The sequence below is a fragment of the Klebsiella sp. JN_Kp127 genome, from assembly GCF_040062505.1.
GTDB lineage: Bacteria > Pseudomonadota > Gammaproteobacteria > Enterobacterales > Enterobacteriaceae > Klebsiella > Klebsiella quasipneumoniae.
Genome location: NZ_JBEAHS010000003.1, coordinates 81,275 through 106,902, shown reverse-complemented (window position 1 = coordinate 106,902; position 25,628 = coordinate 81,275). Strand labels below are relative to the sequence as shown.

The following is a 25,628-nucleotide window of genomic DNA, read 5'->3' as shown; positions in this document are numbered from 1 at the left end:
GACATGCGATTTCCCAACCAACGCTTAGCGCAACTCTTCACCCTGCTGCGGAATGAAACGCTGCCGCAGGATGAGCTGGCGCAACGCCTGTCGGTTTCCACCCGTACCGTGCGCGCCGATATTACCGCCCTGAATGCGCTACTGGCGCAGTATGGCGCGCAGTTTATCCTTAACCGCGGCAGCGGTTATCAGCTGAAAATTGATAACCCGGCGAGCTTTCAGGCGTTGGAGGAGACGGCGCCGAAGGCGCAGCATGTCCCGCGTACCGCCCAGGATCGCATCACTTTCCTGCTGGTGCGTTTTCTGACGTCGGCGTTCTCGATCAAGCTGGAAGACCTGGCGGATGAGTGGTTCGTCAGCCGCGCCACGCTGCAAAACGATATGGTCGAGGTGCGCGAGCGCTTCCAGCGCTATCAGCTAACCCTTGAAACCCGCCCGCGCCACGGCATGAAGCTGTTCGGTAGCGAGGTATCGGTTCGCGCCTGCCTCACCGACCTGCTGTGGGAGCTAACCCAGCAGGGCGGTATCGCGCCGCCGATCGGCGCCGAGGCCTTTGCAGAGGAGGTGCCTGCGCTGCTGGAGCCGGTGCTGCAGGAGACGCTCACGCGCCACCATATTCGTCTCACCGACGTCGGCGAGCGCTTTATCTGCCTGTACGGGGCAGTGGTGGTGCGTCGCGTCAGCGAAGGCTACCCGCTGGCGGATTTTAGTGCTGAAGATGTGGCGCAGAACGTCCGCGATGCCGCGCGCGATCTGGCGGGCGAACTGCAGCGGCTGGCCGGTAAACCTTTATCGCCCGCGGAAGAAGAGTGGCTGTGCGTGCATATCGCCGCCCGTCAGGTACAGGACGTGGACCCGGAAACCATCAGCGCCGACGATGACGAAGCGCTGGTCAACTACATCCTGCGCTACATCAACAGCCAGTATAACTACAACCTGCTGGACGATGCCCAGCTGCACGCCGATCTGCTAACCCACATAAAGACCATGATCACCCGCGTACGCTACCAGATCATGATCCCCAATCCGCTGCTGGATAACATCAAACAGCACTACCCGATGGCCTGGGATATGACCCTCGCCGCGGTCTCCAGCTGGGGCAAATATACTCCGTACACCATCAGCGAAAACGAAATCGGCTTTCTGGTGCTGCATATCGGCGTCGGGCTGGAGCGCCACTACAACATCGGCTACCAGCGTCAGCCGCAGGTGCTGCTGGTGTGCGATACCAGCAATGCGATGGTGCGGATGATCGAGGCGATCCTGCAGCGCAAATATCCGCAGCTGGAGATCGCCGCCACCATTTCCCAGCGCGAATACGAACAGCGGGACGCGATCGAGGCGGATTTTGTTATCTCCACGGTGCGGATCAGCGAAAAAGACAAGCCGGTAGTGACCATCGCGCCGTTCCCCACTGACTATCAACTGGATCAGATCGGCAAGCTGGTGCTGGTGGACCGTACCCGTCCATGGATGCTGAATAAGTACTTCGATGCCGCCCACTTCCGGGTGGTCGATACGCCGATGGATCAGCAAACGCTGTTCGCCGAGCTGTGCCAGCAGCTGCTGGAGGAAGGCTTTGTTGACGCCGAGTTTCATGCTTCGGTGGTGGAGCGTGAAGCGATTGTCAGCACCATGCTCGGCGATGGCATTGCGCTGCCGCACTCCCTGGGGCTACTGGCGAAAAAGACGGTGGTCTATACCGTCATTGCCCCGCAGGGCATCGCCTGGGGTGATGAAACCGCCCATATCATCTTCCTGCTCGCTATCAGCAAGCGCGAGTATGAAGAGGCGATGGCGATCTACGATATTTTCGTGACTTTCCTGCGCGAGCGCGCCATGAGCCGCCTCGCCGCGACCCGCAGCTTCGATGAGTTTAAAACGGTGGCGATGGAGTGCGTCAGCCGGTTTTGAGAGGCGTTTTCCAGATTCGAGTGTAATGCAAATGTAATGCTATAATGCATTACAAAATATCCCTTTCTGGAGGCATAATGGCCACGCTCAACGTTCGACTGGACGATAAACTCAAAAAAGAGGCTTATGCCGTGCTGGAGAAACTCGATATGACGCCAACGGAGGCGGTGCGCCTGCTGTTTCAATACATTGCGGAAAATGGCCGCATGCCAGTGAAAAGTATGACTATCAGCGATAGCGAAGCGGCATTATTACGCACCGTCCGCGAGCGGCTGGAAAACCCGCAGCCGGAGATGAAGGTGAGTCTGGATGACCTATGAACTGGCGTTTGATCCGCGTGCCTGGCGCGAATGGCAGAAGCTTGGCGAGACGATCAAAAAACAGTTCAAAAATAAGCTCCAGCAGGTTGTGCAGAATCCGCGAATTGCATCGGCCAGTCTGAGTGATTTACCGGATTGCTACAAAATCAAGCTTAAGGCGTCAGGTTATCGGTTGGTGTATCAAGTACGGGATAGTGTGGTGGTGGTTTACGTTATTGCCAGTGGCTAAAGAGAGAAAGCGGCCGTTTATCATCAGGCGAATAAACGGCTCTAAACGCTATCGCAAATGATGTACCACCTGGTTGCTGCTGCCGCGCCAGATCAGCGCCGGGTCTTTTAAATCCTGCACAAACTTACCGTCGACCAGCACGTTGATCAGGTTCACCACCTGCATCTGCGCCTCATTCAGCTCATCCAGTTTATAGCCGGTCCAGACCCAGATATCTTTGCCGGGGCATTCGGCACGCACGCGCTGAACCAGTTTGAGGATCTCCGCGACGTTCTGCGGATGCAGCGGATCGCCGCCGGAGAGTGAAATCCCCTGGCGTTTGATGCGTGTATCGTTGAGATCGGCAATGATGCGGTCGGCCATCTCGGCGGTAAACGGCATGCCGGAGTTCACCCGCCAGGTGCTTTTGTTGTAGCAGCCGGGGCACTCATGGACGCAGCCAGAGACAAACAGGGTGCAGCGGGTGCCGGGGCCGTTGACAATATCTACCGGGTAGTACTGATGGTAATTCATTGTTTCCTCTTCTCATTTGCCGATGTAGCGGCGTTGGCTGCGCTCGCTCGCCCGGGTCACTTACTCCAGTAAGCTCCCCGGGACTTACTCGTTTGCCGCCTTGCTACAACGCCAACTGATTTGAGGAAACCCACCTGGCTGTTTGGGATTCCCTCGTTTGCCGCCTTGCTCTGACGCTAATGGCTTTGCGAAAACGGAGGTGCTGTGCATTTGTAAAGGGAACGGCTCCCGGCGTCGCTGCGCTCGCCCGGGCTACGAAAAGCCGCATACGCGGTTGTAGCCCGGATAAGGCGCTTTGCGCCGCGATCCGGGAACGGCGCCTTAGTGGCCAAACGGCTACGGGGCCGGTCCCCTCTCCCCGTTGGGGAGAGGGGGAGGGGCTAAACCAGCTGGAATTAACCGATCTGCCCGTTGCCCAGGTGCTTCACGCGGCGCTTCACTTCTTCCTGCTTGCCGGCGTTGAACGGACGCGCGTCCGGACTGCCGAGGTAGCCGCACACCCGGCGGGTAACGGAAACGCGGGAGGCGTCGTGGTTACCGCATTTCGGGCAGGTAAAGCCCTTGCTGGTGCACTCGAACTCGCCGGTGAAACCGCACTCGTAGCACTCATCGATCGGCGTGTTAGTGCCGTAGTACGGCACATGCTGATAGCTGTAATCCCATACGTCTTCCAGCGCCTTCAGGTTGTGCTGGATGTTTGGGTATTCGCCGTAGCAAATGAAGCCCCCGTTAGCCAGCGGCGGATACGGCGCTTCAAAATCGATCTTGTCGTACGGGTTGACCTTCTTCTCCACGTCGAGGTGGAAGCTGTTGGTGTAGTAACCTTTGTCGGTCACGCCCTCCACCACGCCAAACTCGGCGGTGTCGAGACGGCAGAAGCGGTCGCACAGGTTTTCGCTCGGCGTGCTGTACAGGCTAAAGCCGTAGCCGGTCTCTTCTTTCCACAAATCGACGGCGTCGCGCAGGCGCTGGACGATGGCCACACCCTTCTCGCGCAGCGCCTCGCTGTCGTACATATGCTGGTTGCCGTACAGCGCATTGATAGTTTCATGGATACCGATATAGCCCAGCGAAATCGACGCCCGGCCGTTTTTAAAGATCTCGGAGACGTCGTCGTCGGCTTTCAGCCGCACGCCGCAGGCCCCTTCCATATAGAGGATCGGCGCCACGCGCGCTTTTACCCCTTCCAGGCGGGCAATGCGGGTCATCAGCGCTTTGCGCGCCAGCTGCAGGCGCTCGTCCAGCAGCGCCCAGAAGGCGGCTTCGTCGCCTTTCGCTTCCAGGGCGATGCGCGGCAGGTTGAGGCTGATGACGCCGAGGTTATTGCGCCCATCGTGCACCTGCTCGCCGTTCTCGTTTTCCCACACCCCGAGGAAGCTGCGGCAGCCCATCGGCGTTTTGAACGACCCGGTAACCTTCACCACCTGGTCGTAGTTGAGGATATCCGGGTACATGCGCTTGCTGGCGCACTCCAGCGCCAGCTGTTTGATGTCGTAGTTCGGGTCGCCGAACTTATGGTTCAGGCCGTCACGGATCGCGAACACCAGTTTCGGGAACACCGCGGTCTTACGGTTTTTACCGAGGCCGGCAATGCGGTTGCGCAGAATCGACTGCTGGATCAGCCGCGATTCCCAGCTGGTGCCGAGACCGAACCCGAAGGTGACGAACGGCGTCTGGCCGTTGGCGGTATGCAGCGTGTTAACCTCATACTCCAGCGACTGGAAGGCGTCGTAGCACTCTTTTTCGGTACGGGCGCGGGCATAGCCTTCGGCATCCGGGATCTGCCACTCTTCGGCGATTTTACGATGCTTGTTAAAGCTTTCGCTGACGAACGGTGCCAGCACTTCATCGATACGGTTGATGGTGGTGCCGCCGTAAATATGGCTGGCGACCTGGGCGATGATCTGCGCGGTCACCGCGGTGGCGGTAGAGATAGACTTCGGCGGCTCGATCTCCGCGTTGCCCATCTTAAAGCCCTGGGTCAGCATGCCTTTCAGGTCGATCAGCATGCAGTTAAACATCGGGAAGAAGGGCGAGTAATCGAGGTCATGATAGTGGATCATGCCGCGTTCGTGGGCCATCACCACATCGTGAGGCAGCAGGTGCTGTCGGGCGTAGTGCTTGGCGACGATACCGGCCAGCAGGTCGCGCTGGGTCGGGATGACTTTACTGTCCTTGTTGGCGTTTTCGTTGAGCAGCGCGGAGTTGGTCTGCTCGACGAGGCCGCGGATCTCCTGATTGAGGCGGCCGCGCTTCTCACGCTGGCTATCGCGGTCATGGCGATACTCAATGTAGGCGCGCGCCAGCTGCTTATAGGGGCCGGACATCAGCTGGTTTTCCACCGCGGTCTGGATCTCGTTGATGTCGACCTGGGCGCGGCCCTGCATTTGTTGGCTAACGACTTCTGCGACGGTGGCGCAATAGTCTGCGTCATCGACTCCCGCTGCTTTAGCTGCACGCAGAATTGCTTCCTGAATGCGCTCTGACTTGAACGGCACTTTACAGCCATCACGTTTCATCACATGCGGTGTCATGATCACTCCATATATAGAACAGGTTATCCACAGAGGCGGAGGTTATCCCGAAGGCGCTTTACGCTACGGCTCGTGCTGTTTGCCTTCAGATCCGGCCCGTTTTATCCACATCTCATCACCGCCAGACATCGACAAGATATGGTGACATAATAGACGATTAATACAACATGTAGGGCCGGGACGCATTTTAAGTTCTATATGTAGTGATTTGCATCAAAGATGTTTGCGGTTTTATTGACCCAGAACAAGGTAAAAAGGTGAGAGTACGGATGATGGGCGCTGGCGATAAATGTAAATTTATCTGGCTGGAAAATAAGCAAAAATGCCTGGCGTTCGCCACCGGCGCCAGGCATGACCTTCTCATTTCGGGAGGGCAGGGGACACCTTACGCCTGCAGCCACCATACCGCTTCGAACGGCCGCAGCGTCAGCCCGGTTGGGCGGGGCGTGGTCTCGGCATAGTTGCTGATGATCATCTTCCACTCGCCCGGGGCGTCCTCAGGCTGCCAGGCCTGCAGGTCGCGGCTCAGGTTGGCGGCGACCACCAGCGTTTGTCCCTGCCACTGACGGCGATAGCACCACAACGACGGATGGTCAGGCAGGAGATCCTGATAATCGCCCCAGGTCAGCAGCGGCAGGGTTTTACGCAGCGTAATCAGCTGCTGATAGGCATAAAACACCGAATCAGGGTCCGCCAGCGCCGCCTCGACGTTGATCTCCCGGTAGTTATCGCCAAGGCCGATCCACGGTTCGCCATCGCTAAAGCCACCGTTTTCGCCACCATGCCACGGCATCGGCGTGCGGCTGTTGTCGCGCGACTTGCTGGCAAGGATCGCCAGCAGTTCGTCCGGACTTTGCCCCTGCGCCGCACGTTCGATAAACATATTGTGGCTCTCGACGTCGCGATAATCGCCGATGCTATTGAAGTGCGGATTGGTCATGCCGATCTCTTCGCCCTGATAAATATAGGGCGTGCCCTGCATGCCGTGCAGCACCATCGCCAGCATCTTCGCCGCCGGCACCCGGTACTCGCCTTCGTCGCCAAAGCGCGAGACGATGCGCGGCTGATCGTGATTACACCAGAACAGCGCGTTCCACGCCCGGTTGTGCATCCCCTGCTGCCAGTGGCGGAACAGCGCCTTCAGCGCCACATAGTCCGGGCGGGCGAGGGTCCACTTCTCCCCACCGGGATAATCGACTTTTAAATGGTGGAAGTTAAAGGTCATCGACAGCTCGCGGCCGTCCAGCGCGGCGTACTGCTGGCAGTGTTCCAGCGAGGTGGAAGACATCTCGCCGACGGTCATCAGATGACGCGGCGTGAAGACATCGCGGCTCATCTCCTGCAGGAACTCATGCACCCGCGGGCCGTCGGTGTAGAAGCGGCGGCCATCCCCGTCCGCATCGCAGGGAAAGGCCTGATCCTTCGAGATCAGGTTGACCACGTCGAGGCGCAGGCCGTCGACGCCGCGGTCGGCCCAGAATTCGCAGACCTTTTTCAGCTCGGCGCGCACCGCCGGGTTCTCCCAGTTGAGATCCGCCTGCTCAATGGCGAACAGGTGCAGATAATACTGACCGCTGTCGGCATGCCACTGCCAGGCGTTGCCGCCAAACTTGGAGCGCCAGTTGTTCGGCAGGGCGTCCGGTTCGCCGTCGCGCCAGATATAGAACTGACGGTAGGGGCTCTCCTTATTCAGCGACTGACGGAACCACTCGTGTTCGGTCGAGGTATGGTTCAGCACCATATCCAGCACGATGCGGATCCCGCGGGCCTTCGCTTCCGCCACCAGGGCGTCAAAATCGGCCATCGTGCCGTAGGAGGGATCGATGGCGGTGTAGTTTGCCACGTCGTAGCCGTTATCCACCTGCGGTGAAACGTAGAACGGCGTCAGCCAGATGGCGTCGACCCCAAGCTTTTGCAGATAGTCGAGGCGGGAGGTGACGCCGCGCAGGTCGCCGGTGCCGCTGCCGGTGGTATCCTGAAAACTCTTCGGATAGATTTGATAAATAACGCCGTTTTGCCACCAGTGGGGGAGATGATTCATAGTACTTTCCTGCTGCAACGAGGGGCGCCAAAGGCGCCCCGAAAGAAGAAGTTAGACAATCTGCAAGGTGCCCTGACGGTACTTGCGCTGATACACCACGGTGGTGAGGATAATCGGCACCACCACCGCGATGGCCATCGCCATGGCGTACACCTGCCAGTAGCTCGGCTGGATGGAGAGGATCCCCGGCAGGCCGCCGACGCCGATGCCGTTCGCCAGCACGCCGTTCAGGCCGCACAGCAGGCCGGCGAGGCCGGAGCCGATCATCGCGCACAGCATCGGGAAGCGGTACTTCAGGTTGATACCGTACATTGCCGGCTCGGTGACCCCGAGATAGGCGGAGATCGCCGCCGGTACCGAGATTTCACGTTCATTCTGCTTGCGGCTGGCGATGATGATGCCGACCACCGCCGACGCCTGGGCAATGTTGGACAGCGCAATCAGCGGCCACACCGGGGTCCCGCCCATGCTCTGGATCATCTGCATATCGATGGCGAGGGTGGTCTGATGGACGCCGGTAATCACCAGCGGCGCGTAGAGGAAGCCAAACAGCGCGGCGCCGATCGGCGCGAAGCTGCCGGTTAACAGATGGCGCACTGCGAAGGCCACGCCGTCGCCGATCAGGCGGCCGAACGGACCGATAATGGCGTGCGCGAGGAATACCGCGAGGATCAGCGAGCAGACCGGCACAATGACCAGGTAGAGGTAGTCAGGCACAATGCGCTTGAGGCGCGTCTCGATAAAGCCTAAGGTCAGGCCCGCCAGCAGGGCCGGGATGACCTGCGCCTGGTAGCCGACTTTAGCAATGGTAAACAGGCCGAAGTTCCACACCTCCGGCACCTGCTGGCCGAGGAGATAGGCGTTCATCAGCTGCGGGGACACCAGGGTCACGCCCAGGACGATCCCGAGGATCGGCGTACCGCCCATCTTCTTCACCGCCGACCAGCAGATCCCCACCGGCAGATAGAAGAAGATCGCCTCGCCAATCAGCCACAGGAAGTCATAGATGGTTTTCAGCGACGGGTGCATCTGGGCCAGCGTCTGGCCATTGCTCATGGGTAAGTCGCCGATGACGTTGCGGAAACCGAGGATCAGACCGCCGCTGATCAGCGCTGGCAGCAGCGGGAAGAAGATCTCGGCGAAGTGCGAGATCAGCTGTTCATGCCACTTCATATTTTGCCGCGCGGCCTGTTTGACCTGCTCTTTATCGGCGGAAGTCTGACCGGTGGTCGCCAGCAGGGCCTTGTAGTAATCACCCACCTCGGTGCCGATGACCACCTGGAACTGACCGGCGTTAGTGAAGCATCCCTTCACCATGCGCAGCTGCTCAATCTCTTTTGGTCTGGCGATGGCCGGGTCGTTCAGCACAAAGCGCAAACGGGTAATACAGTGGCTGACGGTGGCGATATTGCCGCGCCCGCCCACCAGTTCGATCAGTTTATCGATGTCCTGCTGGTTTACTTTGCTCATGATGAAGCCTCAAAAACAGAGGGGAGAGATGCCGTTTTTACCTTGAGGGCATCCTAACCGTTCCGCTTGATTTGCAAAATGGGAACGTTCCCGAAACCCGGCGACGATCACATAAATCGCCCGAACGAGATTAATTGAGGGCGGCGGGAATGACGATCTGGTGGGGATCGACGCTGCCGGCGATCTGCTCGATCAGCTGCCGGGCGGCCCGGCGTCCGGACTCGGCATAGCCAGGATCGACGGTCAATATTTCCGGGTGGAGAAACTTCATCAGCGGCGTGCTGCCGACGCTGGCGAGCTGCAGCGCATCGTGGCCCTGCTGCTGGAGATATTTGCTGGCGCCGAGGGCGAGGGTATCGGTGGCGCACACCAGGGCGCTGGTCTCGGCCGTCAGCACGCTGGCGACGGTGTCATACCCCTGCTTCATGCCCAGCCCTGGCAGGGCGGCGGTGGGCGTCAGGCGATGCTTTTTACAGAAGGCGAGGTAGGCGAGATGGCGGCGTTCGCCGGTGGTGACGTCGCTGTGCGGTACGCCAAGGAAGCTGATGTGGCGATGTCCGCGCTCGTAGAGCCGCTGCATCAGCAGCGTGATGGCCCCCTCGTCGTCATAGCACACCGAGGCGAAGCCGGGGGCGTCGCGGGCCATCAGCACCAGGGTATCGCGCCAGGGAGCGAGCATCGCCTCGTCGATGCCGGTAAAACCGAACAGCACCACGCCGTCAATATTACGCCGGGCGAGCATGCCGAGATGCTCCTCCACCAGCTCAGGGGAGAACTGACTCTCCATCATAATCGGGTCGTAACCCTGCTCATAAAAGGCGGGCAGCATGGTCTGCACGGCGAGGTTTTCCGACAGCGAATCGAGACGGGTGACGATAATCGCCACCACTTTATCGCTCTGGCCGCGCATGGCGCGGGCGGAGCGGGAGGGCGAGAAACCGTGCTGCTGCATCACCGCTTCGACGCGCTCGCGGGTCCGTTCGCTGACCCCGCTCTCGTTGTTGAGGACGCGGGATACCGTTGATTTCCCTACGCCGCTTAAGCGCGCGATATCTTTGATGGTCAGCCGGTTCTGCATGCGGAATTCTCGTCAGGGTGGGTAGAAGTGAGCCTAATGCTACTCAACCAAACCGCAATGAGCAAAGTCTGGTTTACGTTCGGTTTAGTTGCGCGGGTTTATCATCGCCATTATTGCCACACAATCCTCAACGAGGGCGCTATAATCCGCGCCGTTTAAATTCACTTACCGGAGATAGTTATGGACCCCGATCCCACTCCTCATCCTCGATGGAGCAACCTTTCTTTCCGGTAAGCCTGTTTAACACTGCTTTACCGGAAAGCGTAAAGCAGTGACGTCCTTGATGTCCCTGCCATAAAAATAACATGCCTGACAGGTAGGTTTTGCTACGCCCGTCGGCAACGCTGCGTTCGCTTGCGCGAGCGCGGAGGGACTGTTTATGCTGAAAAATTATACCCGGCAGCTGTTCGCACAGCTTAGCCGCCATCTGCCACGCCGTTTAGTCCAGCGCGATCCGCTGCCGGACGCCCGCCATCTGGCGAGCGGCCCCATTCCTGAGTCGCTGGGCAAACAGTGCCTGGACGTGGCGGCGATGGACGACCAGGAGATCTGGCGCGCCTTTGACAGCCACCCTGAAGGGCTCAATGAAGGCGAAGTGGCGGCGAAAATCCTTAAACACGGCGACAACCAGATCCCGGCGCAGAAGCCCTCGCCGTGGTGGGTGCATCTGTGGACCTGCTACCGCAACCCGTTCAATCTGCTGCTGACGGTGCTCGGCATCGTCTCCTATTCCACCGAAGATCTGTTCGCCGCCGGGGTGATCGCCCTGATGGTGGGGATCTCGACGCTGCTCAACTTCATCCAGGAGGCGCGCTCGACCAAAGCGGCGGATGCGCTGAAGGCGATGGTGAGCAATACCGCCACCGTGCTGCGGGTGGTCAACGAACAGGGGGAGAGCCGCTGGCTGGAGCTGCCTATCGACCAGCTGGTGCCGGGCGACATCATCCGGCTGTCGGCGGGGGACATGATCCCGGCGGACCTGCGTATCCTGCAGGCGCGGGATCTGTTCGTCGCCCAGGCCTCGCTGACCGGCGAATCGCTGCCGGTGGAGAAAGTGGCCCGCAGCCGCGATCCGCTGCAGCAGAACCCGCTGGAGTGCGACACCCTGTGCTTTATGGGCACCAACGTGGTGAGCGGCTCGGCGCAAGCCATCGTCTTCGCCACCGGCGGCCACACCTGGTTTGGTCAACTGGCCGGCCGCGTCAGCGAGCAGGAGAGCGAGCCGAACGCCTTCCAGAAAGGCATCAGCCGGGTGAGTATGCTGCTGATCCGCTTTATGCTGGTGATGGCCCCGGTGGTGCTGCTGATCAATGGCTACACCAAAGGCGACTGGTGGGAGGCGGCGCTGTTCGCGCTGTCGGTGGCGGTCGGCCTGACGCCGGAGATGCTGCCGATGATCGTCACCTCGACGCTGGCGCGCGGGGCGGTAAAGCTGTCGAAGCAAAAGGTCATCGTGAAGCACCTCGACGCCATTCAGAACTTTGGCGCGATGGACATCCTCTGCACCGATAAAACCGGCACCCTGACTCAGGATAAGATTGTGCTGGAGAACCATACCGACGTCTCCGGCAAGGTCAGCGAGCGTGTACTGCATGCCGCCTGGCTGAACAGCCACTACCAGACCGGGTTGAAAAATCTGCTCGACACCGCGGTGCTGGAGGGCGTTGAGCTGGAGGCCGCCCGTGGGCTGGCGGCGCGCTGGCAGAAAGTGGATGAGATCCCCTTCGATTTCGAACGCCGCCGCATGTCGGTGGTGGTGAAAGAGGAGGACGCCGCGCATCAGCTGATCTGCAAAGGGGCGCTGCAGGAGATCCTCAACGTCTCAACCCAGGTGCGCTACAACGGCGATATCGTGCCGCTGGACGACACCATGCTGCGCCGCATCCGCCGGGTCACTGACACCCTCAACCGGCAAGGGCTGCGGGTGGTGGCGGTGGCGACCAGGTACCTGCCGGCCCGCGAAGGCGACTACCAGCGCGCCGATGAGTCGGACCTGATCCTTGAAGGCTACATCGCCTTCCTCGATCCGCCGAAAGAGACCACCGCCCCGGCGCTGAAAGCGTTAAAAGCCAGCGGCATCACGGTGAAGATCCTCACCGGCGACAGCGAGCTGGTGGCGGCGAAGGTGTGCCATGAAGTGGGGCTGGATGCCGGCGAAGTGGTGATTGGCAGCCAGATTGAAGCCATGAGCGACGACGAGCTGGCGGCGCTGGCGAAACGCACCACGCTCTTCGCCCGCCTGGCGCCGCTGCATAAGGAGCGCATCGTGACGCTGCTGAAACGCGAAGGCCACGTGGTGGGCTTTATGGGCGACGGCATCAACGACGCCCCGGCGCTGCGCGCGGCGGACATCGGCATCTCGGTCGACGGCGCGGTGGATATCGCCCGCGAGGCGGCGGATATCATTCTGCTGGAGAAAAGCCTGATGGTGCTGGAGGAGGGGGTGATCGAAGGCCGCCGCACTTTCGCCAACATGCTTAAGTACATCAAAATGACCGCCAGCTCCAACTTCGGCAATGTCTTCAGCGTGCTGGTGGCCAGCGCCTTCCTGCCGTTTCTGCCGATGCTGCCGCTGCACCTGTTGATTCAGAACCTGCTGTACGATGTCTCCCAGGTGGCGATCCCGTTCGATAATGTCGACGATGAACAGATCCGCAAGCCGCAGCGCTGGAACCCGGCCGACCTCGGACGCTTTATGGTCTTCTTCGGCCCGATCAGCTCGATTTTCGATATCCTCACCTTCGGCCTGATGTGGTGGGTGTTCCACGCCAATACCGTGGAGATGCAGACCCTGTTCCAGTCCGGCTGGTTTATTGAAGGGCTGCTGTCGCAAACGCTGATCGTGCACATGATCCGCACCCGGCGCATTCCGTTCGTCCAGAGCCGCGCCGCCTGGCCGCTGTTCGCCATGACCCTGGTGGTGATGGCGGTGGGGATCGCGCTGCCGTTCTCGCCGCTGGCGGGCTATCTGCAGCTGCAGGCCCTGCCGCTGAGCTACTTCCCATGGCTGGTGGCGATCCTGGCGGGCTATATGGTGCTGACCCAAACGGTCAAAGGCTTCTACAGCCGCCGCTACGGCTGGCAGTGAGGGGAAGGTTTGCGGATGATCCACGTAAAAAAGGCAGCCTGCGGGCTGCCTTTTTTCATGCCGGAGTTCGCGATCAGCGACGCACGGCGATGGCTTCGATCTCGATCTTCACGTCTTTCGGCAGACGCGCCACTTCAACGCAGGAACGCGCCGGGAAGGTGGCGTTGTGCTCGGTGAAGAACGCTTCGTATGTGGCGTTAACGGTAGCGAAATCGTTGAGATCTTTGACGAAAACGGTGGTCTTGACGATGTCGCCGACGGTGAGGCCTGCGGCTTCAACGATGGCTTTCACGTTGTTCAGCGACTGGCGCGCCTGCGCGGATACGTCTTCCGGAACGCTGCCGGTTTTCGGGTCGACCGGGATCTGGCCAGAGGTGATGATCATGCTGCCCAGGTCAACGCCCTGAACGTAGGGGCCAATCGCTGCTGGTGCATTTTCCGTCGCAATAGTTTTGCTCATGTTATCTCCAGATGAACTGAGTAATGTTACGCAAAATCATTCAGGTGGCCGCCAGGCGGTAAGCGCTGTGCCGCCGGGCGCAGACGCCGCCCGAAGGACGAAGCGTAGGGTGGTAGCCATTATAGGGAGGCCTACCACCAATACCAACCGCATTTAGTTGGCCAGCACCACATAATGAGAAAACTCTTTTTCGCAGTATTTACATTTGAGTGCGATGTCATCAGCGCGTTTTTTCACTGCAAAACTGGAAGAAACCGGTTCGGCGTGGCTGATACAGTTGCTGTTCGGGCAGACCAGCACGCTGTCGATGCGATCCGGCAGGCTCGGGCGGGATTTGCCCACCACTTCGTAATCATCAATGCGGTTTACCGTCGCCTGCGGGGCGTACAGCGACAGCTGGTTAACCTGCTCGTCGGTCAGGAAGGTGTTCTCGATTTTAATCAAATCTTTGCGGCCCATCTCGCCGGAGGGCAGGTTCAGGCCGATGGTGATGCGCTGGTCGGTTTCGGTCAGTTTGAACAGGGTGAGCAGCTTAAAGCCGACCTGCGCCGGAATGTGGTCGATCACGGTGCCGCGTTTGATCGCTTCTACCTGCAGTTTATTGTCGTGTGTCATCTCTCATTTCCCCTTACAGTGCCAGCTCGCTATTCAGTACCAGTGCCAGTAACGCCTGGCGGGCGAAGATGCCGTTACCGGCCTGCTGGAAGTACCAGGCGTGCGGCGTTTTATCGACATCGGTGGTGATTTCGTCAATGCGCGGCAGCGGGTGCAGCACCTTCATATTGGCGCGCGCCCCTTCGAGGTCGGCGGCGCGCAGGACGAACTGCGCTTTGACGTTGGCGTATTCCGACGGATCCAGACGCTCTTTCTGCACGCGGGTCATGTAGAGAATATCCACTTCCGCCATCACGTCGTCGATGGCGCTATGCAGGCTCCAGGCGATGCCTTTTTCATCCAGCATATCGAGGATGTACTGCGGCATGGCCAGCGCGTCCGGGGCGATAAAGTAGAAGCGGTTGCCGCTGAATTTGGCCAGCGCCTGGGTCAGGGAGTGGACGGTACGGCCATACTTCAGATCGCCGACCATCGCCACGTTGAGGTTTTCGAGCCGGCCCTGGGTCTCCTGAATGGTGAACAGGTCGAGCAGGGTCTGGGTCGGGTGCTGGTTGGCGCCGTCGCCGGCGTTCAGTACCGGCACGCCGCCGGAGAATTCGGTCGCCAGACGGGCGGCGCCCTCCTGCGGATGACGCATCACGATGGCGTCAACGTAGGTGCTGATGACGGAGATGGTATCCGCCAGCGTTTCCCCTTTTTTGCCCAGCGAGGTGTTGGCGCTGTCGGAGAAGCCGACCACGCTGGCCCCCAGGCGGTGCATCGAGGTTTCAAAAGAGAGGCGGGTGCGGGTCGAGGCTTCAAAGAAACAGCTGGCGATAACCTTATGCTTCAGCAGCTCGGGTTGTGGATTAGCTTTCAGCTTTGCCGCCGTCGCCAGCACCAGTTCGAGGTCTTCGCGGCTGAGATCGTTTATGGAAATGATATGTTTTTGATATAGCGGGTTAGCCATGCTTATCTCCTGACGCCTGGGCAAAAAAAAAGCCCCTTAAATAAGGGGCTTCGGGAATCCAATGAGCAACGGAAAGAAAAACGGCAGGCCAGCGTCTGCATTGAGACGCGCTAAGACAGAATGTCGTACGCAATTGGCCATGCTTCCTCCCGGCAAAACGACTGGCATTATACGCAGACCGTTATGACGATCAAGCGATTCATTCACAAACAGGTAATCGTTTGCCTGCAGAAAAGTGCGCCAGCGCAAAGAACCGTGAAACTGCACTGGTATGGCAGCGACGATGGGGGTATAAAACGCAAAAATGAAATGTTGTTTTATATTTGAGGTAAGCGATGATTATTGGCAATATCCACCATCTGCAGCCATGGCTGCCTGCCGCGCTGCGCGAGGCTATCGAACACGTTATCGCCCATGTCAGCGAGGCGACGCCGCTGGGTAAACATGATATCGACGGCAACAACCTGTTTTATCTGATTTCCGAAGACACCACCGAGCCGCAGGCCGCGCGTCGCGCGGAATTTCATGCCCGCTATCTCGATATCCAGATTGTGCTCCGCGGCAGCGAGGGGATGACCTTCAGCACCCTGCCGGCAGGAGAGCCCCAGACCGACTGGCTGGCGGAGAAAGACATCGCTTTCCTGGCGGAGGGGGCGCAGGAGCAAACGGTGATCCTTAACGAAGGGGACTTTGTGGTGTTTTATCCCGGCGAAGTGCATAAGCCGCTGTGCGCCGTGGGCGCCCCGGCGAAGGTGCGCAAAGCGGTGGTGAAGATGCTGATGGCGTGACAAAGCGCCCTGACGAGCGGTATCCCGGATACGCGCCAAGCGATCCGGGATTTGACGGCGAGCGAAGGACTATTTGCTCAGCGTCGCCACCATCACCGCTTTGATGGTGTGCATCCGGTTTTCCGCCTGGTCGAAGACCACGCTTGCCGCCGACTCAAACACCTCGTCAGTCACCTCCATGCCGCCGTGCAGGCCGTATTCGGCAGCCATCTGTTTGCCCAGCGTGGTCTGGTCATCATGGAACGCTGGCAGGCAGTGGAGGAATTTGACCTGCGGGTTGCCGGTCAGCGCCAGCATCGCGCTGTTAACCTGATAGTCGCGCAGCAGGGCGATACGTTCGGCCCATTTTTCCTTCGCCTCGCCCATTGAGACCCAGACGTCGGTATAGATAAAATCGGCGCCTTGCACCCCCGCGGCGATATCTTCCGTCAGGGTGATGTTACCGCCCTGCTGTTTCGCCAGCGCGGTACAGGTTTCCACCAGCGCGGCCTCCGGCCAGCAGGCCGAGGGCGCCACCAGGCGCAGATCCAGACCGGTCAGCGCCGCGGCTTCCAGCATCGAATTACCCATGTTGTTGCGCGCGTCGCCGGCGTAGACCAGCGTCATCTGGTTAAAGGCTTTGCCCGGCAGGTGCTCTTTCATGGTCAGCAGGTCCGCCAGCAGCTGGGTAGGGTGGAACTCGTTGGTGAGGCCGTTCCACACCGGCACGCCGGCGTATTGCGCCAGGGTCTCCACCACTTCCTGGCCGTGGCCGCGGTACTGAATGCCGTCGTACATCCGTCCGAGCACGCGGGCGGTGTCCTTGATCGACTCTTTATGGCCAATCTGGCTGCCGCTGGGCCCCAGGTAGGTCACGCGGGCGCCCTGATCGTATGCGGCAACTTCGAAAGAGCATCGTGTACGGGTTGAGTCTTTTTCGAAGATGAGCGCGATGTTTTTCCCTGCCAGTTTCTGGACTTCGATACCGTTTTTCTTATCGGCTTTCAGCTTTGCCGCCAGCTCGAGCAGGGCGGTGATTTCTGCAGGCGTAAAATCGAGTAACTTTAAAAAATGCTTCTGGTAAAACGCAGACATGGTTCCCTCACCTGGCATAGGCCACTAATTGAATTAAAATTCAATTTATATGTATGAATATTCATTTGCAAGTCTGTGATCGAAATCTTTCACTGAGAAGTGGAGGCAATGACGGCGGTATGTGACAATAGGGATAACTGCCGCACATTATGAGGAACGAGCCATGGCAAACCCGGAACACCTGGAAGAACAGCGTGAAGAGACGCGTCTGATTATCGAAGAGCTGCTGGAAGATGGCAGCGATCCGGACGCACTGTACACGATTGAGCATCACCTCTCTGCAGACGATTTCGAAACCCTGGAGAAAGTGGCGGTGGAAGCGTTTAAGCTGGGCTACGAAGTGACCGAGCCCGAAGAGCTGGAAGTGGAAGAGGGTGAAGTGGTCATCTGCTGCGATATTCTGAGCGAATGCGCCCTGAACGCAGAACTGATCGATGCCCAGGTGGAACAGCTGATGACGCTGGCAGAAAAATTTGACGTCGAGTATGACGGTTGGGGCACCTACTATGAGGACCCGAACGGTGAAGAAGACGGCGAGGATGACGAAGATTTTGTCGATGAAGACGACGATGGTGTTCGTCACTAAGTCGCAGAAGATGTAGATGATACGGCGGCGCCAGCCGCCGTATAGCAAGGAACCTCCATGGATTACCCGCAGATACTCTCCCCGATTATCAACTTCCTGCACTGCCCGACGCCGCAGGCGTGGATTGACGAAGCCCGCAAGCCGGAAAACCTGCCGCTGCTGCTGACCGACCATATGGTGTGCGAACTGAAAGCGGCGCAGAACGCCATGCTGCTGGTGCGTCGCTACGTCGCGGATAAAGCCGACGCCGACGAGCTGCTGGCCTGCCTGAAGCCGTATGAAGACTTCACCTACCGCCGGGGGCCAGAGCCGGATTTTGTCGCCCTGCATAAACGGATCAACAAAAGCGCCATGCCGCAGACCGACGACCCGTGGGGCCGTCAGCTGCTGGACAGCATGATTTTGCTGATTAAAGAGGAGCTGCATCACTTCTGGCAGGTGCGGGAGATGATGCTGGCGCGCGATATCCCCTACGTCAAAATCACCGCCAGCAACTATGCCCGCGGCATGCGACGGGAGGTGCGCTCACATGAGCCGGTGATGCTGATCGATAAGCTTATCTGCGGCGCCTATATCGAGGCCCGCTCCTGCGAGCGCTTTGCGGCGCTGGCGCCGTGGCTGGACGACGATCTGCAGAAGTTCTATCTGTCGCTGCTGCGCTCGGAAGCGCGTCACTATCAGGACTACCTGGATCTGGCGCAGAAGATTGCCGGAGAAGATATCAGCGAACGGGTCCGCCAGCTCGGCGAGGCGGAAGCGGCGCTGATCCTCCGTCCGGAGGCCGAGTTCCGCTTTCACAGCGGCGTGCCGGCGGCGGCGTAGCCCACGCTGTTCGGCTCCCGTCGCTCCGGTCGCCACTCACGCCGGCAGTCTCAGTAGCCATGGGGGGAGAGATAGCGTTGAGAGCTTCAGCTCGCCATGGTACGGGCCGTAGGTCGGGTAAGGCGTTAGCCGCCACCCGACAAAAAAACGGCACCGCGAGCACGGGTAAGGTGCAAGCGGTGCCATCCGGGACATGCCCCGGCTCGCGCTACGCTTAGCCGGGCTACCGAACTGTAGCCCCGGTAAGCGTAGCGCTACCGGGGACGCCTGCGATATCGAGGCGTTACAGCATTTTCAACATCCGCACTTCGCAGTCCACGTGGCCGGTGCAGCCCAGCGGACCGTCAATATGTTCGAAGCCAAGATGCTCATATAAGCCGATCGCCTCCGTCAGGAAGGCGGTGGTTTCCAGATAGCAGCGTTTAAAGCCCTGCTCGCGGGCGTAGTCCAGCGCCAGCAGCGCCAGCTTCTTCGCCAGCCCCTGGCCGCGGGCGCTGGTCATGAAATACATTTTCTGCAGCTCGCAGATATCCGGCTCGCTGCAGGCGAGCGGCGCGACGCCGCCGCCGCCAACCACTTCTCCCTCTTTCTCCACCACCCAATAGGCCGAGCCCGGCTGGCTGTACAGCTCATACAGCTCATCGAGATTCGGGTCGGCGACCGTATAGCCTTTATCGGCGGTCAGGCCATATTCTGCGGATACCTGGCGGATGACGGCCGCTATCGCAGCGTTATCCTGTACCGCGATACGGCGTAAAGTAAAGGTCTGTGGCGCGGCAAGATTCATAGAATCACTCAATTTTAGCTTAAATAACCATATATTTCTTTAATACCATTATTCGTTTACAGGCGCAAGGTGCGCGTGAAATGTATTGCCGGGAAAATTCAAAATAATATATTCTGCTCGCTTAATGCCGATGTGCATTATTTATTATTTTTATATATGGTTTAAAGTACAAGGACGACTTTTTTATGAGTATGATTTCAGGGCAATTGCAGCGTTCTGGCCATTCTTTTGTTTTTCATGGTCAGGTCGGGCGCTATTTTATTATTTGTCTGGTTAATATTATTTTTTCTGTAATAACTTGTGGGTTATTTATTCCATGGGCATGGGTACGGAGTCGCCGTTATCTTTGTGAGAATATGGAGGTTAATGGCGCCCGCTTTGCCTATCACGGGCGCGGTATCACGATTTTACTCAGCTGGCTATTGATATTTGTCGTGCTGGTTTTACTCAGCTTAGCGCTTGCCATTTTCTCTCCCGGTAGCGAAGGGCTGGAGACGCTGGCATTTCTTATCCTGCTGCCGGTAATGATAATTAAGGGGTTAAGCTACCATGCGACGATGACCTCTTTCGCGAATATTCGCTTTGGGGTTCAGTGTCATCTGCTGCGCGGATGGTGGATTATGCTCGGCTTACCTTTGCTGATATACGTGCTAACAGCGGTGGTGTTCGCCATGCTGGGAAGTCGGCTCTTTTACAATGGCCTAAATAGCATGCTGCTGGGGATCGTTGTTCTGCTTTTGCTGGCGCTAGTTATTATGGCAATAACCAGCGGTGTGGTTTACAGCCACTGGCTTGATCTCATCGGCAAAGGCGCAACCTTAGGCAAAAATAAATTTAATATTTATGTGAGTACTAAGCGTTGTGTGGTGATTTTTTTATGGGCAACGGCGATTTTGTTGCCGTTTATCGTCATTTTTATTGGCTTTTTATTTTCCGCATTCGCTCAACTGCTGACGGGCTGTATGTTTGGTCTGTGCAGTGAAGGTTCGGCACTGTTTATGGCATTGCGGCATCTTGGGGCGATATTAGGGGGATATATATTCCTCACTATCGGTATCGTGTTATCCATGGCATACCTTCGTGTGGCTTTACGTAATCACGCGATGAATAACCTGGTGCTGGGGGATAGCGTTCATTTTCGTTCCACCCTGACGTTTTCGGTCTTGCTCCGCGTTTACTGGCGTTGACGTTTCTCACGCCGCTGACGCTGGGGCTGGCCTATCCCTGGTTCAAGATTGATTTGCTACGCTATATTGCTGAAAACACGACGATGGTCGGTGAGTTCGATTCGCTCGATCTGCAGCCGGCGGCACCACCGCAGCCGACGGTATCTGACAAACTATGCGGCGGTTTTTTTCCGATGCTGCCGTTCCTGTAATGTAAAAAGGCCGGAGCAAGCTCCGGCCTTTTTTCTATCGCGAGCAATTACAGCGCGGCGATCACCGCCTGCTGCTCAATCAGCTTCGCTTTCGCTTCCGCGTAGCCTTCCAGCTTCTCGCGCTCTTTGGCGATCACCGCTTCCGGCGCGCGGGCGACAAAGCCTTCGTTAGCCAGCTTGCTTTCGATGCGGCCAATTTCGCCTTCGATTTTGGCCACTTCTTTCGCCAGACGCGCCAGCTCATCTTCTTTGTTGATGAGGCCCGCCATCGGGATCAGCAGCTCGGCGCCGTCGACGATCTTGGTCACGGAGACCGGACCTTTATCATCGGCAGGCAGCACGGTAATGCTTTCCAGACGCGCCAGATTCAGCAGGAAGCTGCGGTTGTCGTTCACGCGACGCTCGGCCTCTTTGCTGCAGCCGCGCAGCAGCAGTTCCAGCGGTTTGCCCGGGGCGATGTTCATTTCCGCACGGATGTTACGTACGGCGACGATCGCCTGCTTCAGCCATTCGGTGTCGGCCAGCGCCGCGTCATCCACCTGAGAGGCATCATACTGCGGGAACGGCTGCAGCATGATGGTGTCGGCGGTGATCCCGCAGATGACCTTCACGCGCTGCCAGATGGTCTCGGTGATGAACGGAATGATCGGATGCGCCAGGCGCAGCAGACCTTCCAGCACGGTCACCAGCGTATGGCGAGTGCCGCGCAGTTCCGCTTCGCTGCCGCCGTTCATCACCGGCTTGGTCAGTTCCAGGTACCAGTCGCAGAACTGGTTCCAGGTGAACTCGTACAGGATGCCGGCGGCGATATCGAAGCGGAAGTTATCCAGCGCTTCGCGATACGCTTTGACGGTGTGGTTGAATTCCGCGAGGATCCAGCGGTCGGCCAGAGAGAGTACCTTCTCGCCGCCGTTGAAGCCGCAATCCTGATCTTCGGTGTTCATCAGCACGAAGCGGCTGGCGTTCCACAGTTTGTTACAGAAGTTACGGTAACCTTCCAGACGCTTCATATCCCAGTTGATGTCGCGGCCGGTAGAGGCCAGCGCCGCCAGGGTGAAGCGCAGGGCGTCGGTGCCGTGCGGCTCGATGCCGTTCGGGAACTGTTTCTCGGTGCGCTTACGGATTTTCTCCGCCAGCTGCGGCTGCATCATGTTGCCGGTACGTTTCTCCAGCAGCTCCGGCAGGGTGATGCCGTCAACCATATCCAGCGGGTCGATAACGTTACCCTTGGATTTGGACATCTTCTGGCCTTCGTCATCGCGGATCAGACCGGTCATGTAGACGGTCTTAAACGGCACCTGCGGTTTACCGTTTTCATCTTTGATGAAGTGCATGGTCATCATGATCATGCGGGCGATCCAGAAGAAGATGATGTCGAAGCCGGAGACCATCACGCTGGTCGGGTGGAACTGACGCAGGGCGTCGGTGTTTTCCGGCCAGCCGAGAGTGGAGAAGGTCCACAGCGCGGAGGAGAACCAGGTATCCAGCACGTCTTCGTCCTGGCGCAGCGCCACGTCGGCGCCGAGGTTATTTTCCTGGCGTACTTCGTCTTCGGTGCGGCCCACGTAAACGTTGCCGTCGTTGTCGTACCATGCCGGGATGCGGTGACCCCACCACAGCTGACGGGAGATACACCAGTCCTGAATATCGCGCATCCAGGAGAAGTACATGTTTTCGTACTGCTTCGGCACGAACTGAATGTCGCCGTTTTCAACGGCTTCCACCGCCGGCTTGGCCAGCACGTCCGCGCGCACGTACCACTGGTCGGTCAGCATCGGTTCGATAACCACGCCGCCGCGGTCGCCGTAAGGGACGGTCAGGTCGTGCGGTTTGATCTCTTCCAGCAGGCCGAGGGCGTCAACCGCCGCAACGACGGCTTTACGCGCCGCGAAGCGTTCCAGTTTCTGGAACTCCGCCGGGATCTCGCTGGAGTAGACGTCGGATTCATTGCCTTTGGTGTCGTACACTTCCGCGCTTTCGCGGATGTCGCCGTCAAAGGTCAGGATGTTGATCATCGGCAGCTGGTGACGACGACCCACTTCGTAGTCGTTAAAGTCGTGCGCCGGGGTGATCTTCACGCAGCCGGTGCCTTTCTCCATGTCGGCGTGTTCGTCGCCCACGATCGGGATGCGGCGGTTAACCAGCGGCAGCACCACGAATTTGCCAATCAGATCTTTGTAACGCGGATCTTCCGGGTTAACGGCCACGCCGGTATCGCCCAGCAGGGTTTCCGGACGGGTGGTGGCGACCACCAGGTAGTCTTTACCGTCAGCGGTTTTCGCGCCATCGGCCAGCGGGTAGCGGATATGCCACATGGAGCCTTTCGATTCGCGGTTTTCCACTTCGAGGTCGGAAATGGCGGTGCGCAGTTTCGGGTCCCAGTTAACCAGGCGTTTGCCGCGGTAGATCAGGTCTTCCTTGTACAGGCGAACGAAGACTTCTTTCACGGCATTGGAAAGGCCTTCGTCCATGGTGAAGCGCTCGCGCTCCCAGTCAACGGAGTTGCCGAGACGGCGCATCTGACGGGTAATGGTGCCGCCGGATTCCGCTTTCCACTGCCAGATTTTGTCGATAAAGGCATCGCGGCCGTAGTCGTGACGGGTTTTCCCTTCTTCAGCGGCAATCTTACGCTCAACCACCATCTGGGTAGCGATACCCGCGTGGTCGGTCCCCGCCTGCCACAGGGTGTTTTTGCCCTGCATGCGCTGGTAGCGAATCATGGTATCCATGATGGTTTGCTGGAAGGCATGACCCATATGCAAACTGCCGGTGACGTTCGGCGGCGGGATCATGATGCAGAAGCTCTCCTGGCTTTCATCACCATTCGGTTTGAAATAGCCCTGCTTTTCCCAGTGCTCGTAAAGCGGCTGTTCGATATCTTGTGGGTTGTATGTCTTTTCCATTATTTCCAGGTTGCCGTGTTCAGGTTGAAACCAGCCATGCGGTACGCCTTATAGCGTTCGCGCGCCAGTTGTTTCAGATTTTCTTCGTAAGGGACAAAGTCTATCACTTCTGTGAAAGCGGTGGCAAAATCTGCAAAGTTAAGCCGCAGGCTGATCAGAATGTCCCGCGGGCTGCTGTTGCGCTTTTGCGGCCAGGCAATCTCTACCGGCGCGCCGCCTCGCGGGCCTTCGCCCGCCAGATTGTGCGGCACAAAGCTCTCCGGTGGTCGCGACCACAGCGCCTCATCGAGACGAATCGCCTGCTGCTCATCTTCACAGGCGATCAGGACGCGCTTGCCGTTGCGCCAACGTTCTGCGGCAATGTCACACACCAGCTGCTCGACGGCGCTCAGGCCTTCGACGGTGTCTTCGTTGTCCAGAAGATAGAACGTTGCGTTTTTCATATATGGGGCTTCTTGTTGTGGATTTAAATGTAAAGCCGGGCGGCGCTACGCTTACCCGGCTTACAAACGGCATCTTTCCGTAGGCCCGGTAAGCGTAGCGCCACCGGGCATCAGACGGCAATCACTCTTCGCCGTTAAAACCCGCGCGATTGAGCAGGAACTGCGACAGCAGCGCGACCGGACGACCGGTGGCGCCTTTGGCCTTACCGGAGCGCCAGGCGGTGCCGGCGATGTCGAGGTGCGCCCAATTGTACTTGCGGGTGAAGCGCGACAGGAAGCAGCCGGCGGTGATCGCGCCGCCAGGACGGCCGCCAATATTCGCCATATCGGCAAAGTTGGATTCCAGCTGATCCTGGAACTCGTCGGCCAGCGGCAGACGCCATGCGCGGTCGCCCGCCAGTTCAGAGGCGCCGATCAGCTCATGGGCCAGCGGGTTATGGTTCGACATCAGGCCGGTGATGTGATGGCCGAGGGCAATCACGCAGGCGCCGGTCAGCGTCGCGACATCGATAACCGCTTCCGGCTCGAAGCGCTCAACGTAGGTCAGCACGTCGCACAGCACCAGGCGGCCTTCGGCGTCGGTGTTGAGCACTTCCACCGTCTGGCCGGACATGGTGGTCAGAACATCGCCCGGGCGATAAGCGCGACCGCCAGGCATGTTTTCACAGCCCGCCAGCACGCCGATCACGTTCAGCGGCAGCTGCAGCTCAGCAACCATCCGCATCACGCCGTACACCGCCGCGGCGCCGCACATGTCGTACTTCATCTCGTCCATGCCTTCGGCCGGCTTGATGGAGATACCGCCGGAATCGAAGGTCAGGCCTTTACCGACCAGCACGATAGGGCGCGCGTCTTCCGACGGGTTGCCTTTATACTCGATGACCGACATCAGCGACTCGTTCTGCGAACCGTTGCCGACGGCGAGGTAGGCGTTCATTCCCAGCTCGCGCATCTGCTGTTCGCCGATCACCCGGGTGATAACATTTTTGCTATAGGTATCGGCCAGCTGGCGCGCCTGGGAGGCCAGATAGGCGGCGTTACAGATGTTCGGCGGCATGTTGCCGAGATCTTTCGCCGCTTTGATGCCGGCGGCGATCGCCAGCCCGTGCTGAATGGCGCGTTCGCCGCTGGTCAGCTCGCGACGGGTCGGCACGTTAAAGACCATTTTACGCAGCGGGCGACGCGGCTCGCTTTTGTTGGTCTTCAGCTGATCGAAGCTGTACAGCGTCTCTTTGGCGGTTTCCACCGCCTGGCGAACTTTCCAGTAGTTGTTACGACCCTTGACGTGCAGCTCGGTCAGGAAGCAGACTGCCTCCATTGAACCGGTATCATTCAGGGTATTGATGGTTTTCTGGATGACCTGCTTGTACTGACGCTCATCCAGTTCGCGCTCTTTGCCGCAGCCAATCAGCAGAATGCGCTCAGACAGAATGTTCGGCACATGGTGCAGCAATAACGTCTGGCCAGGTTTGCCTTCCAGCTCGCCGCGACGCAGCAGGGCGCTGATGTAGCCGTCGCTGATTTTATCGAGTTGTTCGGCGATGGGGGAGAGGCGACGTGGTTCAAAGACGCCGACCACGATACAGGCGCTCCGCTGCTTCTCCGGGCTACCGCTTTTTACACTGAACTCCATGCA

At 58.7% G+C, this 25,628-nt stretch carries 24 protein-coding genes; 9 read left to right on the top strand and 15 right to left on the bottom strand.

From position 1 onward, the window contains the following. The first annotated feature begins 3 nt into the window (after positions 1-3). The 3 genes from ABLV04_RS02290 (at position 4) to ABLV04_RS02280 (ending at position 2,463) form a co-directional block, all read left to right on the top strand. Complete coding sequence (locus ABLV04_RS02290; protein WP_032454658.1) at positions 4-1,914, top strand: PRD domain-containing protein; 1,911 nt, start codon at positions 4-6, stop codon at positions 1,912-1,914. Between the two features lie 77 nt (positions 1,915-1,991). Further along, positions 1,992-2,234: a type II toxin-antitoxin system RelB/DinJ family antitoxin gene (locus ABLV04_RS02285; RefSeq protein ID WP_110237778.1), complete on the top strand. Its 243-nt coding sequence runs from the start codon at positions 1,992-1,994 to the stop codon at positions 2,232-2,234. After that, positions 2,224-2,463, top strand: coding sequence for a type II toxin-antitoxin system RelE/ParE family toxin (locus ABLV04_RS02280; RefSeq protein ID WP_130941649.1), 240 nt, complete (start codon positions 2,224-2,226; stop codon positions 2,461-2,463). Before ABLV04_RS02285 ends, ABLV04_RS02280 begins: the two co-directional genes overlap by 11 nt. Positions 2,464-2,511: 48 nt before the next feature. On the opposite strand, the gene nrdG is transcribed toward ABLV04_RS02280, so the two are convergent. The 5 genes from nrdG to treR form a co-directional block, all read right to left on the bottom strand. Beyond that, positions 2,512-2,976, bottom strand: a complete 465-nt coding sequence (gene nrdG / locus ABLV04_RS02275; protein WP_012969085.1) for an anaerobic ribonucleoside-triphosphate reductase-activating protein — start codon at positions 2,974-2,976, stop codon at positions 2,512-2,514. Between the two features lie 395 nt (positions 2,977-3,371). After that, positions 3,372-5,510, bottom strand: coding sequence for an anaerobic ribonucleoside-triphosphate reductase (nrdD, locus tag ABLV04_RS02270; protein ID WP_004206513.1), 2,139 nt, complete (start codon positions 5,508-5,510; stop codon positions 3,372-3,374). A gap of 385 nt (positions 5,511-5,895) precedes the next feature. After that, complete coding sequence (gene treC, locus ABLV04_RS02265) at positions 5,896-7,551, bottom strand: alpha,alpha-phosphotrehalase (RefSeq protein ID WP_180266215.1); 1,656 nt, start codon at positions 7,549-7,551, stop codon at positions 5,896-5,898. A 51-nt stretch (positions 7,552-7,602) separates the two neighbouring features. After that, positions 7,603-9,021 (bottom strand): PTS trehalose transporter subunit IIBC, encoded by a 1,419-nt coding sequence (gene treB / locus ABLV04_RS02260; RefSeq protein ID WP_023291762.1) that lies wholly within the window; start codon positions 9,019-9,021, stop codon positions 7,603-7,605. Between the two features lie 130 nt (positions 9,022-9,151). Continuing rightward, positions 9,152-10,099 (bottom strand): trehalose operon repressor TreR, encoded by a 948-nt coding sequence (gene treR / locus ABLV04_RS02255; protein WP_180266214.1) that lies wholly within the window; start codon positions 10,097-10,099, stop codon positions 9,152-9,154. A gap of 379 nt (positions 10,100-10,478) precedes the next feature. On the opposite strand from treR, the gene mgtA reads away from it, so the two are divergent. Next, the gene (mgtA, locus tag ABLV04_RS02250; protein WP_032454660.1) at positions 10,479-13,187 is read left to right on the top strand and encodes a magnesium-translocating P-type ATPase; all 2,709 of its coding nucleotides are present in this window, start codon (positions 10,479-10,481) and stop codon (positions 13,185-13,187) included. Positions 13,188-13,260: 73 nt separating this feature from the next. Here mgtA and ridA read toward each other — a convergent pair whose 3' ends face one another. From ridA to ABLV04_RS02225, 5 genes are all read right to left on the bottom strand, one after another. Further along, the gene (gene ridA / locus ABLV04_RS02245; protein ID WP_002886926.1) at positions 13,261-13,647 is read right to left on the bottom strand and encodes a 2-iminobutanoate/2-iminopropanoate deaminase; all 387 of its coding nucleotides are present in this window, start codon (positions 13,645-13,647) and stop codon (positions 13,261-13,263) included. Positions 13,648-13,800: 153 nt separating this feature from the next. Next, positions 13,801-14,262, bottom strand: a complete 462-nt coding sequence (gene pyrI / locus ABLV04_RS02240) for an aspartate carbamoyltransferase regulatory subunit (RefSeq protein ID WP_002886927.1) — start codon at positions 14,260-14,262, stop codon at positions 13,801-13,803. Between the two features lie 13 nt (positions 14,263-14,275). Continuing rightward, positions 14,276-15,211: an aspartate carbamoyltransferase gene (pyrB, locus tag ABLV04_RS02235; RefSeq protein ID WP_004206522.1), complete on the bottom strand. Its 936-nt coding sequence runs from the start codon at positions 15,209-15,211 to the stop codon at positions 14,276-14,278. Between the two features lie 2 nt (positions 15,212-15,213). Then, positions 15,214-15,273 carry a pyrBI operon leader peptide gene (locus ABLV04_RS02230; protein ID WP_227650304.1) on the bottom strand — a complete coding sequence of 20 codons (60 nt, stop codon included), beginning with the start codon at positions 15,271-15,273 and terminating at the stop codon, positions 15,214-15,216. After that, positions 15,248-15,352 (bottom strand): pyrBI operon leader peptide, encoded by a 105-nt coding sequence (locus ABLV04_RS02225; protein ID WP_002886930.1) that lies wholly within the window; start codon positions 15,350-15,352, stop codon positions 15,248-15,250. The genes ABLV04_RS02230 and ABLV04_RS02225 overlap by 26 nt, the downstream gene beginning before the upstream one ends. A 194-nt stretch (positions 15,353-15,546) precedes the next feature. Here ABLV04_RS02225 and ABLV04_RS02220 point away from each other — a divergent pair, with 194 nt between their 5' ends. Further along, positions 15,547-15,999 (top strand): YhcH/YjgK/YiaL family protein, encoded by a 453-nt coding sequence (locus ABLV04_RS02220; RefSeq protein WP_110243617.1) that lies wholly within the window; start codon positions 15,547-15,549, stop codon positions 15,997-15,999. A 69-nt stretch (positions 16,000-16,068) separates the two neighbouring features. Here ABLV04_RS02220 and argF read toward each other — a convergent pair whose 3' ends face one another. Continuing rightward, positions 16,069-17,073, bottom strand: a complete 1,005-nt coding sequence (gene argF, locus ABLV04_RS02215) for an ornithine carbamoyltransferase (RefSeq protein WP_032454662.1) — start codon at positions 17,071-17,073, stop codon at positions 16,069-16,071. 163 nt (positions 17,074-17,236) lie between these two features. On the opposite strand from argF, the gene rraB reads away from it, so the two are divergent. Then, complete coding sequence (rraB, locus tag ABLV04_RS02210) at positions 17,237-17,659, top strand: ribonuclease E inhibitor RraB (RefSeq protein WP_023291768.1); 423 nt, start codon at positions 17,237-17,239, stop codon at positions 17,657-17,659. 57 nt (positions 17,660-17,716) lie between these two features. Next, a complete protein-coding gene (gene miaE / locus ABLV04_RS02205) occupies positions 17,717-18,481 on the top strand; it encodes a tRNA isopentenyl-2-thiomethyl-A-37 hydroxylase MiaE (RefSeq protein WP_023291769.1) in 765 nt (254 codons plus the stop codon). 283 nt (positions 18,482-18,764) lie between these two features. Here miaE and ABLV04_RS02200 read toward each other — a convergent pair whose 3' ends face one another. Continuing rightward, complete coding sequence (locus ABLV04_RS02200; protein ID WP_023291770.1) at positions 18,765-19,268, bottom strand: GNAT family N-acetyltransferase; 504 nt, start codon at positions 19,266-19,268, stop codon at positions 18,765-18,767. Between the two features lie 185 nt (positions 19,269-19,453). On the opposite strand from ABLV04_RS02200, the gene ABLV04_RS02195 reads away from it, so the two are divergent. Both ABLV04_RS02195 and ABLV04_RS02190 read left to right on the top strand, forming a co-directional pair. Further along, positions 19,454-20,455 carry a DUF898 family protein gene (locus tag ABLV04_RS02195; RefSeq protein WP_348815299.1) on the top strand — a complete coding sequence of 334 codons (1,002 nt, stop codon included), beginning with the start codon at positions 19,454-19,456 and terminating at the stop codon, positions 20,453-20,455. After that, on the top strand, positions 20,452-20,646 hold the full coding sequence (locus tag ABLV04_RS02190) for a hypothetical protein (protein WP_348815297.1): 195 nt from the start codon (positions 20,452-20,454) through the stop codon (positions 20,644-20,646). The genes ABLV04_RS02195 and ABLV04_RS02190 overlap by 4 nt, the downstream gene beginning before the upstream one ends. A gap of 47 nt (positions 20,647-20,693) precedes the next feature. On the opposite strand, the gene ABLV04_RS02185 is transcribed toward ABLV04_RS02190, so the two are convergent. The 3 genes from ABLV04_RS02185 to pepA all read right to left on the bottom strand — a co-directional run bounded on the left by ABLV04_RS02185 (position 20,694) and on the right by pepA (position 25,625). Next, on the bottom strand, positions 20,694-23,549 hold the full coding sequence (locus tag ABLV04_RS02185; protein WP_101990711.1) for a valine--tRNA ligase: 2,856 nt from the start codon (positions 23,547-23,549) through the stop codon (positions 20,694-20,696). Next, positions 23,549-23,992 carry a DNA polymerase III subunit chi gene (gene holC / locus ABLV04_RS02180; protein WP_048296514.1) on the bottom strand — a complete coding sequence of 148 codons (444 nt, stop codon included), beginning with the start codon at positions 23,990-23,992 and terminating at the stop codon, positions 23,549-23,551. Before holC ends, ABLV04_RS02185 begins: the two co-directional genes overlap by 1 nt. Before the next feature lie 121 nt (positions 23,993-24,113). Further along, the gene (gene pepA / locus ABLV04_RS02175) at positions 24,114-25,625 is read right to left on the bottom strand and encodes a leucyl aminopeptidase (protein ID WP_004206531.1); all 1,512 of its coding nucleotides are present in this window, start codon (positions 25,623-25,625) and stop codon (positions 24,114-24,116) included. Positions 25,626-25,628: the final 3 nt, after the last annotated feature.